11 protein-coding genes are annotated in these 14,195 nt (G+C 66.5%); 9 read left to right on the top strand and 2 right to left on the bottom strand.

The genetic code is table 11. The features are described 5' to 3' along the window. Nucleotides 1-7: 7 nt before the first annotated feature. Together CLD20_RS14415 and CLD20_RS14410 are read right to left on the bottom strand one after the other, a co-directional pair. On the bottom strand, nucleotides 8-1,717 hold the full coding sequence (locus CLD20_RS14415; protein WP_224407355.1) for a hypothetical protein: 1,710 nt from the start codon (nucleotides 1,715-1,717) through the stop codon (nucleotides 8-10). Between the two features lie 23 nt (nucleotides 1,718-1,740). Continuing rightward, nucleotides 1,741-3,198 carry an oligosaccharide flippase family protein gene (locus CLD20_RS14410; RefSeq protein WP_224407354.1) on the bottom strand — a complete coding sequence of 486 codons (1,458 nt, stop codon included), beginning with the start codon at nucleotides 3,196-3,198 and terminating at the stop codon, nucleotides 1,741-1,743. A gap of 553 nt (nucleotides 3,199-3,751) precedes the next feature. Here CLD20_RS14410 and CLD20_RS14405 point away from each other — a divergent pair. The 9 genes from CLD20_RS14405 (at nucleotide 3,752) to CLD20_RS14365 (ending at nucleotide 14,189) form a co-directional block, all read left to right on the top strand. Continuing rightward, the gene (locus CLD20_RS14405) at nucleotides 3,752-4,297 is read left to right on the top strand and encodes an acyltransferase (protein ID WP_224407353.1); all 546 of its coding nucleotides are present in this window, start codon (nucleotides 3,752-3,754) and stop codon (nucleotides 4,295-4,297) included. Next, complete coding sequence (locus CLD20_RS14400; protein WP_224407352.1) at nucleotides 4,294-5,322, top strand: Gfo/Idh/MocA family protein; 1,029 nt, start codon at nucleotides 4,294-4,296, stop codon at nucleotides 5,320-5,322. Before CLD20_RS14405 ends, CLD20_RS14400 begins: the two co-directional genes overlap by 4 nt. After that, the gene (locus CLD20_RS14395) at nucleotides 5,319-6,434 is read left to right on the top strand and encodes a DegT/DnrJ/EryC1/StrS aminotransferase family protein (protein ID WP_224407351.1); all 1,116 of its coding nucleotides are present in this window, start codon (nucleotides 5,319-5,321) and stop codon (nucleotides 6,432-6,434) included. Before CLD20_RS14400 ends, CLD20_RS14395 begins: the two co-directional genes overlap by 4 nt. Nucleotides 6,435-6,446: 12 nt before the next feature. Then, nucleotides 6,447-7,448: an SDR family NAD(P)-dependent oxidoreductase gene (locus tag CLD20_RS14390; RefSeq protein WP_224407350.1), complete on the top strand. Its 1,002-nt coding sequence runs from the start codon at nucleotides 6,447-6,449 to the stop codon at nucleotides 7,446-7,448. Beyond that, nucleotides 7,445-8,605 carry a DegT/DnrJ/EryC1/StrS family aminotransferase gene (locus CLD20_RS14385; RefSeq protein WP_224407349.1) on the top strand — a complete coding sequence of 387 codons (1,161 nt, stop codon included), beginning with the start codon at nucleotides 7,445-7,447 and terminating at the stop codon, nucleotides 8,603-8,605. The genes CLD20_RS14390 and CLD20_RS14385 overlap by 4 nt, the downstream gene beginning before the upstream one ends. A 415-nt stretch (nucleotides 8,606-9,020) precedes the next feature. Continuing rightward, nucleotides 9,021-9,773: a Crp/Fnr family transcriptional regulator gene (locus CLD20_RS14380; RefSeq protein WP_224407348.1), complete on the top strand. Its 753-nt coding sequence runs from the start codon at nucleotides 9,021-9,023 to the stop codon at nucleotides 9,771-9,773. A 172-nt stretch (nucleotides 9,774-9,945) separates the two neighbouring features. Next, nucleotides 9,946-10,707 (top strand): response regulator transcription factor, encoded by a 762-nt coding sequence (locus CLD20_RS14375; protein WP_224407347.1) that lies wholly within the window; start codon nucleotides 9,946-9,948, stop codon nucleotides 10,705-10,707. A gap of 52 nt (nucleotides 10,708-10,759) precedes the next feature. Next, nucleotides 10,760-12,949, top strand: a complete 2,190-nt coding sequence (locus CLD20_RS20425) for a polysaccharide biosynthesis tyrosine autokinase (protein WP_224407346.1) — start codon at nucleotides 10,760-10,762, stop codon at nucleotides 12,947-12,949. Nucleotides 12,950-12,959: 10 nt separating this feature from the next. Next, nucleotides 12,960-14,189, top strand: coding sequence for a polysaccharide biosynthesis/export family protein (locus CLD20_RS14365; RefSeq protein WP_224407345.1), 1,230 nt, complete (start codon nucleotides 12,960-12,962; stop codon nucleotides 14,187-14,189). Nucleotides 14,190-14,195 lie beyond the last annotated feature (6 nt).

Genomic DNA, 14,195 nt, shown 5'->3' with positions numbered 1-14,195 from the left:
CCAATCGTCAGGAGACAGCGGGGCGGAGACGCGAGGCGAGCCATTGCCGCGATGTCTTCGGCACCCAGCAACGGGCCAGCTGCCGCACCGACGTTCCACTGAGGGGCGTGCGCCGGACGAGTTCGCCCCAAAGCCGGAGACGGTCCTGCGGCGCAAAGTGATCGAGGACGGCGATCAGCGCCTTGTCGGCATCGCCATCGTCGCCGTGGATGAAGGGCATGAAGCGGTCGAGCTCGGCGAACAGGGGGTGGGAGGGCGCCTGCGAGCGGGCCTCGGCCGGCAGCGAGAAAATCGTCTCGTAGATCGTCGTCAGCCTCTCGCTCCAGCCCGGTCCAGAGTGCATCTTGAGAAGCGAGCGGCGTGTCGTCTCGCCCAAAGTGTTCCGCAAGGCGGCATCGCGCGCCAGGCGGGACAGGGCTTCGGTGTATGATTCCAGATCCGCACAACGCACCATATGCTCATCGAGGCCCGGCACGTCGCAGCCGAAAATCGCACATTGGCGGGAGAACGGGTTGCGTGTGACGGCCGGAACGCCCCTGAGCGCGCCTTCGATCATCGACGTGGTCGATACGAATGGGAAGGAATCGACGTAAATGTCTGCAGCGTCGTAATAATCGGCCGTATGAGCGGTCTCGGGCAAGGCGAGGATCCGGCCCCCCGTCGCCTGCATGGCATCGGACCAGTCGGGCCGGTCCCCGGCGCCGAGCACGACCAGCGTGGCCTCGGGGAACGCCTTCAGGAAAGGCACATGGGCGTCGGCAAAGGAGACCTCACCGATCGTTGCGTATTTGAGGCTCCGCGCGACCGAGAGAAGGACGAGGCGGCCGGGTTCAAGGCCGATCTTCGCTTTCGCCGTTCCCCGGTCCGTCTGGTGCTCGAGCGGCGCGATCGGGATCGGCAGGAGAAGATTGCGCTCGCGGGCGATGCCCCTGCGGGCCTGGCAGAGTTCGTACGCCGATCGCCGAAGCGAGATCACCGCGTCCCAGGTGGAAGCCCCGAGCCAGAACAGATGATCGGCGTGATTGAGATAGGCGAGCGCCGGGCGATCCCGGCTTTCGGCGAAGGCCAGCACCGGAATGACGTCGCGATTTCCCACATGCAGGACGACAAGGTCGGCCGATCGCGCGGCGTCGCGCAGCTGGCGGGCCTTCGCGATCAACTGCCAGGATGATCCTGAAAGCTGGGTGAAGCTGCCGCCCTGCGATGCGATCGTGGCGGGAAGCCTCGGCGGGACCGGTCCGTACTGATCGGTGAGGACGACCGAGTGGACCGAGGAGCGATCGTTCTCGACCCATCGCCAGATCATGCGCGTCATCCCGCCGATCTCTTGCGCCGTGGTGACGACGTGCAGCACACGCCGCCTCTGACCGGGGCTGGGCGGGATCGGTTTGCCGACGGCGCCCACCCAGCGCACGCCGATGGCCCGGAGGATATCGTCGAGCGCGGCGCTGCCAAAAAGCCCGCAGGCGCCTGAAACGGCGCTCAGGGCAGCAGCCTCCGCGAAGACCGCAGCTGCGGCCGCATGACCGGCGTCGAACTCGGCCCGTGACCGGCGCAGAAGCGCTTCGAACTCGCGAAGGTTGTGCGCCAGGATGGGCTCGCCCCGGTCATACCAGCCGAACGGGTCGACGATGTCCGGGCGGGGTTCAGGGCATTCGCCGGAATCGGCCGCGCGAAACGGGGATTCGGTCTCTTCTGCGACGGATCTCTGGGTCATTGGCTCGCCTTTTCCATGATGGGTCAAACCGCTGCGGCACGCCGGGAAGGCCTGCGCGACGATGCGAAGGAGCGCACCTCCTCAAGCAAGGGATGCCGGCTCGCCGAGAGGCCGGCGAGCCATCCTGCGAACGCCGTGCCGCCGGCAAGCGTCAGTGCCATGAAGGAGATCTCGGCCGTGAAGCCGTAAAAGCCTGCAACGAGGAGGGGGCCGGCGGCGGAGCACGCCGCAACGGCCGCGCTCTTTGCGACGCTGGCGATGAGCTCCATCCAGCCGAATGCGATCTGACGCCGGATGAAGACGAACGCCACGCCCATCTGGAAGGCGAGGGTGGCGAACATGCTCCAGGCGAGTGCCGCAGCTCCGAAGGGCGCCATGGCGAAGATGACGAGCATCGAGGGCGGCAGGGAAATCAGGCAGGACGTGACCGTGTCGCGAATCCGGCCGGATGCGACCAGGATCGGATAGGTCAGCGACGCCGGCATCATGATGAGCCATGCGAGCGCCATGATCCGCACGAGGGGGGCGCAGGCGTCCCATTGCGGCCCGAGCACGATCCGCACCGCCGGCTCCGCCAGGATGGCGAGGACGAGCAAGGCCGGCCAGTGGATCGCCGACAGAAGCGTGAGCGCCTTCAGGTAGAGGGCCTTGAGATCGGCGCCGGCCCGCGCCTGGGCGGCGAAGGCGGGGAAGACCACCGGCAGGAAGGCCCCGACGACGAAGCGGTCGGGGATCTGGCACAGGAGATAGGAGCGATTGAAGAAGCCGGCGACGTCGATGCCGGCAAGCCGCCCGAGCAGCAATTGCGGCAGGCTGGTGTGGATCGTCGTAAGCGCCGAGGTCGCGCTGGCAAAGCTGCCAAAGCTTGCGACGCCGCGCCAGTCGCGCAGGGAGGGCATGAAGATCCAGGGCTTTCCCACTTTGATCGCCGCCAGCGAGGCGGTCGTGACGCTTGCCAGGAGAGAGCCGAGGACGAGGCTGAGAAACCCGAGCCCAAACGCATGGAAGATCAGCACGCCGATCAGGTTCGCCGCCACCCCGCTCACATTGATCAGCGCCAGCGAGGCGAAATCCATCTCCCGCCTCAAAAGCGCCAGGCAGGGCGAGGCAAAGCATCCGGCCGCGAGGCTGCCCACCGACAGGGCGATGCCGAGCGCAAGCGCCGGCGCGGAATAAAATCGGGCGATCGGCGCGGCCAGCGCCAGAAGAACCGCAGCCAGGAGCAGAGCCACGAGCGCCATGACCGTGAAAGCCGTCCGCAGCGTTTCCTTCTGGGGGTCGGGATGTTGGATGATGTAGACGCCGACGCCGAAGTCCCGCAGCGATTCCGCCGTGACCGCGACGATGCTCACGATCGCGAAGAGGCCGACATCGCTCGGTGTCAGCAGTCGGGCGACGATTGCGGTCGTGGCGAGGGAGATGCCGAAAGAGACGTACTTGTCGAGCGCGGAGAACATGAAGGCGGCATGCGTGCTCGACATGATCGCTCGATCTCCCGCCCGACGCTGCGCCGCGGCCTGAACGGCCCTGAGAACACGGCGATACTAGGAGAAGCAGGGCAGGGCCCGAAGCAAGCATTTGCAGGGGTGCCTCGCCGGCCGGGCGAATAGGCGGCCTGCGATCGAATGAAATCATTCCACTTTGGGCGTAGATGAATACGTATATCGCCTGCGAGCGCCGGAGGGCAGACGCCGAAGGGCGCATCCGCTGGCTTCCGGCCCAGTCTCGCCTGCCTCGCGGGCCTTCGTAGCGCGCCTGACCTCCGACCTCCGATCTGTGCCGGCCCGACGCCGTATCTGCCTTCCTTGCGGTATCGCGAGGCCGTCGAGCCGCCTTGAGCGGATGGCGCAAGATCTGTCCGGCAGGCCCGAAACCCCGGCATCGGGCGCGAAACGGCCTGATAGGCCAACCGGCGCAGCGACTGTCCTTCTTTCGGCGGAGGGCCATGGCGCGCTTCACCCGATTTGGGTGGTTTCGTTCCGGGGCCCGCCGCTCTTCTACTGCGTCCAACAACGACGCATGCAGGGGGAGAGGATGCCGATCACGAACTGCGATATTGCGCCGGATGCCTATGTCGCACACCCCAGCCTGGTGAACCTCTACGGCTGCAGGATCGGCGCCGGGACCCGGATCGGCACCTTCGTCGAGATACAGAAGGGCAGCATCGTCGGCTCCCGATGCAAGGTCTCCTCGCATTCCTTCATCTGCGAGGGCGTCGAGATCGAGGACGAGGTGATGGTGGCGCACGGGGTGATGTTCACCAACGGCCTGGTGCCGCGCGCCACGAACGAAGACGGCTCCATGCAGACCGACGGCGACTGGGAATGCACGCCGACGCTCATCCGGCGAGGCGCCTCGATCGGCTCCAACGCCACGATCATCTGCGGGGTGACGGTGGGCGAGCGGGCCCTCGTCGCCGCCGGCGCCGTCGTCACGCGCGACGTGCCGCCCTACGCCATCGTCATGGGCGTGCCGGCGCGGGTCACCGGCGATGTGCGCCACCACGATCCGCAGCACCCGCATCCCAACCGGCTTCGCGATCCCAACCTCGGCTCCTTCACGGAAAGGCTCAACCCATGATCCGCTTCGGAGTGATCGGCTACGGCTATTGGGGACCCAATATCGCCCGCGCCCTGATGGAGGTGGACGCCGCCGCGGTCCATGCCATCGCCGACGTATCCTCCGAGGCGCTGGGGCGTGCGGGAAAACGGCACCCTTCGGTGCTCCTCCAATCGGACTGGCGCGAGGTCGTCGCCGACCCGGCCATCGACGCGATCGTGGTCGCGACCCCGGTGAACCATCATTTCGAGATCGCGCTGGCGGCTCTGCGGGCCGGCAAGCATGTCCTCGTCGAGAAGCCGATGACCGCCGATGTCGGGCAGGCCTGGCGGCTCGTCGAGGAGGCGCGCAGGCGCTCGCGCGTGCTGATGGTGGACCACACCTTCGTCTATACGGGCGCCGTCCAGGCAATCCACGGTCTGATCGAAACGGGCCACCTCGGGGATCTCTACTACTACGATTCCATCCGGGTGAATCTCGGCAACTTCCAGAACGACGTGAACGTCATCTGGGATCTCGCCGCCCACGACTTCGCCATTCTGGACTTCCTGTCCTCGTCGCGGCCGATGGCCATCTCCGCGACGGCCGCGGGCTTCCTTTCCGACCGGCCCGAGAACATGGCGCATCTGTCCGTCTATTATGAGGATGGCTCCATGGCCAATCTCAACGTTAACTGGCTGGCGCCGATCAAGGTGCGGCAGGTCCTGCTCGGCGGCAGCCGGCGGATGGTCATCTATGACGACATGGAGACGAGCGAGAAGGTCAAGGTCTACGATCGCGGCGTCACGCTCAGCGACGACCCCGAGGCCGTCCAGATGCGGCGCGTCTCCTACCGGGTGGGCGACATGTGGGCGCCGGTGATCTCCGCCAAGGAGGCGCTCCTGACGGAGCTGGAGCACTTCTGCTCGGTGATCGAGACGGGCGCCGCGCCCATGTCCGACGGCTTGAGCGGTTTGCGGGTGGTGGAGATGCTTTCGGCCGCTTCCCACTCGATGAGACTGCGCGGCCAGCCGGTCGAGATGCACGAGCTCAGGAAAGCGTCATGATCCCGTTTCTGGATCTGCGCGCCCAGTACGAGACGATCGGCGACGAGATCGAGGCGGCAGTCCTGCCGGTCCTGCGCAGCGGCAACTATGTGCTGGGACCCGCCGTCGAGCACTTCGAGCACGCCTTCGCCGACTATTGCGGCGCCCGCCATGCGGTCGCGCTCAACAGCGGCACCTCGGCGTTGCATCTCGCACTCCTGGCGCTCGGCATCGGCCCCGGCGATGAGGTCATCACCGTCTCCATGACCTTCGTGGCGACGGCGGCCGCCATCCGCTATGCGGGCGCGACGCCGGTCTTCGTGGACATCGACCCCTCGACCTGGACCATGGATCCGGCGAGGATCGAGGAGCGCATCACGCCGCGGACGCGGGCGATCATGCCGGTGCATCTGCACGGCCGGCTCGCCGATATGGGGCCGATCCTGAACCTGGCGCGCCGCCACGGGTTGCCCGTGATCGAGGACGCCGCGCAGGCGCACGGCGCCGAGCGCGACGGAAGGCGTGCCGGGACTTTCGGCGATATCGGCTGCTTCAGCTTCTATCCCGGCAAGAACCTCGGCGCCTGCGGGGAAGGCGGAGCGATCGTCACGGACCGCGACGACCTCGCTGCCGAGGTGCGCCTGCTGCGCGACTGGGGCCAGCGGCGCAAGTACCACCACGAGAAGCTTGGCTTCAATTATCGCATGGATGCCCTGCAGGGCGCCGCTCTCGGCGTGAAGCTCAGGCACCTCGACGCCTGGACCGAGGGACGCCGCCGCGTCGCCGACCTCTACCAGTCGGGTCTGTCGGGCGATCTGTTCCGGCCCTCGGGGCCGATCGGGCGCGACCATGCATGCCACGTCTTTGCTGTCGAGGCTTCGAACCGCGATTGGCTGCGCGAGGCGCTTCAGCAGGAGGACATCGCGACGGGCATCCATTATCCCGTGCCGGTCCATCTGCAGCCGAGTTTTGCCGATCTCGGCTATCGGCGAGGGGATTTTCCGGCGAGCGAGGCGATGGCGGAGCGAACGCTCTCCCTGCCCATCTACCCCGAACTCGCGACGCGGGACGTCGCCCGCATCATCGCCACGCTCAACATGCTGACGGCCGGCGTGCTGGCGAAGACGGCCTGACAGGAGCTCACCATGACAGCCCTTTTCTCCCTTGCCGGCAGCTCCGCCCTCGTGACGGGCGGCGCGGGCTTCGTCGGCTCGCACATCGTCGACGCGCTGCTCGCCGAAGGCTGCAGTAAGATCGTCGTCGTCGACAACATGATCCGCGGAAGGCTCGCGAACCTTTCGCCGGCGCTGATGAGCGGCCGTGTGGAGGTGGTGCGGGGCGACATCCGCGACCGCGCCCTTATGCAGCGTCTGGTGGAGCCCGCCGATATCGTCTTCCATCAGGCCGCCCTGCGCATCACCCATTGCGCGGAGGATCCGGACCTCGCCATGGAGGTGATGTCGGACGCGACCTACCGGCTCCTGCGGCTCTGCGTGCAGGCGAAGGTCGGCAAGGTGGTGATGGCCTCTTCGGCTTCCATCTACGGCCTTGCCCAGACGTTCCCCACGCCCGAGAACGATCCGCCCTACGACAACCGCACGCTCTACGGCGCCGCGAAGCTGTTCGGCGAAGGGCTGCTGCGATCCTTCCACGACATGTACGGCCTCAACGGCGTCGCGCTCCGCTACTTCAACGTCTACGGCCCGCGCATGGACCTGCATGGCCGCTACACCGAGGTGATGGTGCGCTGGATGGAGCGTATCGAGCAGGGGGAGCCGCCGATCATCTTCGGCGATGGGCTGCAGACGATGGATCTCGTGCATGTGGCAGACGTGGCCCGCGCCAACATCCTCGCCGCGAAGTCGCCGGTGACGGACGTTGCCCTCAACGTGGGGAGCGGGAAGGAGACGTCGCTTCTGGCTCTGGCGGAGGCTTTCTGCAGCATCCTCGGCCGGCCCGGCCTCAAGCCTGTCCATGTCGAGGCGCGAGCCGTCAATCCCGTGCCGCGCCGGCTCGCCTCGACCGAGCTCGCGCGGGAACTTCTCGGTTTCGAGACGACGATCGACGTGTCCGAGGGGCTTCGCGACCTCACCGCCTGGTGGCGGGCCGAGCAGCAGGCGGCGGCGCTCTCGACGGAGCGATCGTGATCCCCATCGCGCAGCCGCTCCTTGGACCCGAGGAAGCGGCAGCGGTCGCCGCCGTCGTCAGTTCCGGCTGGCTCACCCAGGGTCCCCAGGTGGCGGCCTTCGAGGCGGAATTCGCGGCGCTCACCGGTGCGCGCCATGCCTGCGCCGTGTCCAACTGCACGACGGCGCTTCACCTGGCGCTGCTTGCCCTTGGCGTCGGGCCGGGCGACGAGGTCGTCACGGTCAGCCACACCTTCATCGCCTCCGCCAACGCCATCCGCCAATGCGGTGCCGTCCCGGTCTTCGTCGATATCGAGGAAGACGGCTTCAACATCGATCCGATCGCCATGGAGCGCGCCATCACCCCATCGACGCGGGCGCTGCTCGTCGTGCACCAGATGGGCATGCCCTGCGACATGGCGGCGGTCATTGAGGCCGCGCGCCGGCACGAGATCGCCGTCATCGAGGATGCCGCCTGCGCCATCGGCTCGCAGATCGAGGTCGATGGCAGCTGGCAGCCCGTCGGGCGGCCGATCGGCGACATCGTCTGTTTCTCGTTCCATCCGCGCAAGGTGCTCGCCATCGGCGACGGCGGCATGATCACGACCGACAATTCCGAATGGGACAGGCGCTTTCGCCTGTGGCGCCAGCACGGAATGTCGATCTCCGACACGGCCCGGCATGCGAGCGACCAGGTCGAGTTCGAGGCGTATCCCGTCCCCGGTTTCAACTACCGCATGACGGACATCCAGGCGGCCATCGGGCGCGAGCAGCTCAAGCGACTGGCGGGCATCGTTGCACAGCGGCGGGCGCATGCCGCCACCTATAGCCGTGCGCTTGCCGGGATCGACGGCCTGGCGCCGCCCGAGGAGCCCGTCTGGGCGCGAACGAACTGGCAGAGCTATTGCGTGCGCCTCGACCCGGCGCTGAGCCAGCGCGACGTCATGCAGTACATGCTTGACCACGGCATCGCGACGCGCCGGGGCATCATGTGCATCCATCTCGAAGAAGCGCATGCCGATCTTCCGCAACGCCATCCACTGGCGCGATCGGAGGCCGCGAGGGACCACGCGATCCTCCTGCCCATGGCGGCGCAGATGTCGTCCGAGACGGTGCTGCAGGTGGTGGACGTGCTTGCCGATGCCTGCGCCCGCCTGGCACGGCGTGCGGTCGCCTGATAGCGGCGATTGCCTGATGGCGGCGATTGTAGGCGGTGGGTCGCCGCCAGCGACAGCAGGCTTCATGGTGCCGCCGAAACGGCCATTTTCGGCAGCACGCCCCTCGTCCGGGCGAGGCGCGTTACCGGTCGCGTAGCCCTCGCGGGACGCCCGGCGCAGGCCGCGCTCATGATCCCGATCTCCTCAGTAATTCCGGCCATCTCCGGCCCCTCGACGCGCCGCTGACCGGCCTCTGCCGTTCGTGCGCCGGTTCTCATGAGTCGGGACGCTACCCATGCGGGAGTTCGGGATTTGCCCTCGGCTTGTGCGCGAGTTGTCACCCCGTCGTCATCTTTCTCGATCGCCCTAGATATAGTGGTATAAAACGCCTGCGCGTGAAGAGGCGAAGTCGCCGCTGCTCCTTGGGTCGTTCATGATGTCGAGACAAGTCACGGATGAAAGATCATATGACAAAATAGGCAATTATCTCGTCGGAAAATCAGGATTTTCCTTGCGGGAGTTTAGTGAAGGACAGATCGTCAAGCATCAAGGTGCGAGAGACAATCAGATTTACATCATAAAGTCCGGCTGGGCGATGGTATATACGTACCTTCCTGGAGGTTCGCGGCAGGTCATTGAGGTCTGCCTCCCGGGCGACGTGATCGGCACCCAGATTGCCGGCGAAGAGCTTGCCGTCCTGACGGCCTTTTCGGCCTGGGTCGCTCCCGCCGAGGGGCTACCGCAGGCGATCGCAGGGCGCCCGTCCATTGCCGAGTTCTTCGTCGCGGCGGCGGTGCGGCGTCGGGCCTGCATGACCGCACAGATCGTCCGCCTTGGACAGCGCAGCGCTGCCGATCGCACCGCCGACTTCCTCCTCGAGGTCGACGCGCGCCTGCGCCTCGTGGGCCTTACCGAGGGCGACAGCTTCACCCTTCCACTGACGCAGAACGAACTCGCGGACCTGCTGGGGCTTACGCCGATCCATATGAGCCGCACCCTCCACAAGCTGCGCGCTTCGGGCCTGATCAGCCTGAAGCGCCAGCGGGTGGAGATCCTCAATCGGGCCGCGGCGGCGGAGCGGATCGGCTTCGATCCGGCCTATTTGGGCGATGCGGAAGACGGGGCCTCCACCGAAAGCGGTAGCTCTTCCCGCGAAAGGATCAACCAAGGCGCCACCAGCTACAACTAAGCATATGGATTTTTGTATAGAGTTTATAACAAATGTTAAAATTACCCGAAACTATTCGGTGTAATAGAGGTAGGCTGGAGTTCGGCTGTCATAAGAAGCACCCTTTCCGAGCATAAGAACTCGAAGGTGCCGTCTTGAAGTACAAAAAAGTATAATAAGGCGGGGGTAGCGTATGACCGAACAGCTTAGGTTGTCTCGTCCACACGAGATTTATGCCCTGGATATGCCGCTGGAAGCGGTAGCGAAAGAATTCAGGGCGGAGAACGCAAGGCAGAAACTGATTGTGGTGGATTCCCGGCTGTTCAGCCGCGAGTGCCTCTGCAAGAGCCTCTCGGACGCCGCCGACCATTTCGTCTGCGTCGGCATTGAAAGTTCGGCGGTATGGGAGAGCGAGCGATCGTCACACGCCGATGCGGTGGCGGTCATCCTCAGTATCGGGGCGCGCAGGCCCACCGATCCCGTCATGGCAAGGGATATCACGGACGCGGTACGCCGCTTCGCACCGATCCCGGTTCTGCTGCTCGCCGAGAGCGAGGACCTCACGCATGTCGTCCGCGCCCTCAATCTGGGTGCGAAAGGCTACATACCGTCCTCGGTCAGCATCGAGGTCTGCGTGCAGGCCGTGCGGCTGGCGAGGGCAGGGGGCACCTACGTTCCGGCGACGGCGCTATTGTCGATGGGGCGCGCCCTGGAGCGGGGCGAGGATATGACACGCCCGCTGATCGGCATCTTCACCCACCGCCAGGCCCAGGTGGTCATGGCACTGCGGCGCGGCAAGGCGAACAAGGTGATCGCCTATGAGCTGAACATGCAGGAAAGCACGGTGAAGGTTCATATCCGCAACATCATGCGCAAGCTGAGGGCGAGCAACCGCACGGAAGTCGCCTACAAGCTCAATGACCTGCTGCCTCCCGACTACGAGTCGGATTTCTAGGGCGCAGCAAACGCCGGCGCAGAGCACAGCAACGCCTTAATGGGGGAAGGTCGTGATCCTTTCCGATGCGCGGCCGGGGGAGGATCGTTTTCTCATTCCGGCCCTTCCAGGCGTCCTCGCACGCCACAAGGTCCTTGTCCTCCTCTCCGTGGTCGCCGGTCTGGCGCTCGGGGTTGCGGGCTATCTCGGCTCGCCACCCAGATATCTCGCCGAATCCGTTCTTGTCCTGGATTCAAGGCGCATCCAGGCACTGCCCACGGAAGCGGTGGTCTCGCCGTTGCCGCAGGAGAGTCCCGCGCTGCGCAGCGAGATCGACATCATCCGCTCCCGGATGATGGCCCTGCGGGTGGTCGCAAATCTTCAGGCCTCCGGGGTGGAGTTTCCCGCCGAGGCGCGCCCCGGTGGCGTGTCCGGCGTCCTTGCTGCGCTGCTGAGGGGCGAGAAGCATCAGCCGGAGGATGCCGGGGCGTCGGAGCCCGCCAGCAAGGCGCGCCGGCTCCTGGAGAACCTTGACGTCTTCAACGATGGACGCTCCTACACCATCAACATCTCGTTCCAGGATGAAGACCCGGTGTTTGCCGCCCAGGTGGCCGACGCCTTCGCTGACAGCTACATCGGCTACCAGGACCGGGTGCAGCAGCAGGAGACGCTGCGTGTCGCCAACTGGCTGGGCAGCAAGCTCGATGCGCTCCGCCAGCGGGTGGAGGAATCGGAGCATGCGGTCGAAGCCTTCCGCCAGTCGGCGGGGCTGTCCGAGGTCGACGGCTCCAGTCTCGCCGGACAGGAAGTGCTCCGCCTCACCGATGAGCTCGCACGCGCCGAGGCGGTCGTCGCCGGCGCGGTCGCCCGCCTCGACACGGCGCGCCGGCTGAGCACCGGCGACCAGGTTCCCGCTCTCGACGAATTCCTGCGCTCCACCACCATGGCCGCTCTGCTCGGCCAGCTCGCCAGCGCGGAGAGAAAGCTCTCGGCGCTGACCTCCAGCGGGGCATCCAAGAGCGAGCAGATCCCGCAACTTCAACAGGAGATCGCCGACCTCCACCGGCAGATCGCCCAGGGCGCAGACGTGCTGGTGCAAAGCCTCGACAACGAGGCGGCCATCGCCCGCCAGAAGCGCGATCTTCTCGCCGGCGGGCTGAGCGCGGCGCGCAGCCGGCTTGCCAAAGCGGACCGGCAGACGGTCAAGCTGGCGCAGCTGAAGCGCGAGGCCGACGTCAACCGCGGCGTCTATGAGAGCTATCTGCAGCGGTACAAGCAGGCGATCGAGCAACAGGGCGTGGTGACGCCGGAGGCGCGCCTCATCTCCTCCGCTGAGGGCGACCCGACCCGCGTCAGCCCCCGCCTGTCCAATTGGCTCGCCCTTGGCCTGGCGCTCGGCGTCGTTTTCGGCCTCGCCGGCGCCGTGGCGCAGGAGTTCACGGCCTCGCCTTCGAGAACACGCGAGAGGTTTCAGAAGCTGACCGGTCTTGCCGTGCTGAGCGAGCTGCCGCGGTGGCGCGCCATAGACAGCCCCGAAGCCGCGCACGCCGCGCAGGATTCCACCCACCCGCTGGGGCGCGCCCTCGGCATGCTGGCAGCCGGTCTCTCGCCGCTTCGCGCCAAGACCAGGTCGCTCGTCTTGGCCTTCACGGCTGCGGGCTCGCGCGAGGGCATCACGACCGCGGCGCTGGCCTCGGCCCGGTATCTCGCCGTCTCCGGCCTTTCGGTGGTGCTGGTGGATGCGAACCTGCGCCGCCCCGACGTGGCAAGACGGTTGGGTGTGGCGCCCCAACGGTTCCTCGACGAGATCCTGAAGGGGGCCGATCCGACGGCTCTGCTGCTGAAGGATCCGCTCTCCGAGGCAAGGATCATTCCCGCCCGCCAGGGGGCGGTCGCGCCGGAGCTGCTTTTCCAGAGCAAGCGCTTCCTCGCCGTCGTCGACGACCTCAGGCGCCACTTCGACGTCGTGCTGATCGACACACCGGACCTGGCCTCAGCTTCGGATGCCCTGCATTTTGCGGCAGCGGCCGATCACTCGGTGCTGATTGTCCATCCGCAGCGCAATCGTCCGGCGGATACGCTGGCGGCACTCGCGGGCCTGTCGGCCGTCGGGCGCACGCCTCTCGGCCTCATCATCAATGCCATCCCGATGGGCCGAATTTCGGGCGCCTGGGCAAGGTCGCGGGCGGCTGGGACGCCGGGGGACGGGCAGCATCGACACGGGTCCTTCGGCGGACAGGTCGAAGCTTCGCTCAATTCATGAAGGACAAGCCATGAAGCGCTTCATCCGGGCCGCCTTGCCGGTATTGCTGCTGGTGACCGCGATGCTCCTGCCGCCCTCTGCGGGCTGGGCGGCAGGCCCTTACCGCGCGGTTCCCGGCGACGTGCTGCAGGTCTCAGCCTATGGCGGCGACAACCTCTCCGGCCGCTTCACCATCGGCGGCGACGGCTCGATCATCCTGCCGCTGATCGGCGCGACGCCCGTCGCCGGCATGACGATGACGGAGATCGGGCAAGCCTTGAGCCGGCTCTTCGCGGAACGGGTGCCGGGCGTCTCCGTCACGGCCTCGGTGCTGGAGCATGCGCCGGTCTACATCCTCGGCGATGTGCGCAATCCCGGCAGCTACCCCTATCGCCCGGGCATGATCTCCCTGGAGCTCATCGCCCTCGCCGGTGGGCTCGGGCGCGTCGACACGCCGGAGAACGACGCCTCGCTGCAGCTCATCCAGCTGCGCCAGGAATACCGCGACCTCGATTTGCAGGTCTTCGCCCTCATGACGCGCCGGGCGCGCGCGAAAGCGGAGCTCTCCGGTAGCGAATTCGCCTTTCCTTTCGAGGAAAGCGAGGATCTGCAGGTCGAGCGGTTGCACCAGACCATCGTCGAAGACGAGAAACGGGTCTTCGACATCCGCCGCAGATCCCTGGAGAGAGAGCAGCAGGCTCTCGTCGAGCAGGAGAAGAGCTTCACCCGCGAGATCGAATCGATCACCGAGAGCATCTCGCTGCACGATGCGGAGATCGGCCTTTTGGAACAGGACGTGGCGGCGGCCGCCAAGCTCGTCGAGCGCGGCCTGACCCCGGCTTCCAACCTTCGTGCAGCGGAGCGCCAGCTCTCGGCCACCAAGCGCGACGCGCTGGAGCTTCGCAGCTTCCTCGCGCGGGCGGAACAGAACCGCCAGGCGATAAGCGAGCGACGGGCCTCGCTCATCGACAAGCGCGAGAACGAGGCCGCGGAGAACGTGCAGAGCGCCGAGCTCGACATGGCGCGCATGAAGGACAAGCAGCAGAGCCTTCTCGCCTCCATGGCGGAGATCGCCGCCTCGGCCCGCCACGATCAACTCGCGGCGATCGAGCGGCGGGTCAGGTACAGCGTGCTGCGCGCCGGCGATGACGGCGCCTACAGCGAGATCGACGGGAACGAGCAGCTCGCGATGAAGGCCGGCGACATCCTGCGTGTGGAGTTCCAGCCCGCAACGCCAGGCCGGCAGGCAGCTCTCGAATAACGGAAA

Source organism: Afifella sp. IM 167, assembly GCF_020144925.1.
In the GTDB taxonomy this organism is placed as follows: domain Bacteria; phylum Pseudomonadota; class Alphaproteobacteria; order Rhizobiales; family Afifellaceae; genus Afifella.
The sequence above is the reverse complement of the archived record's forward strand: the minus strand, read 5'-3'. Positions and strand labels throughout refer to the sequence as shown.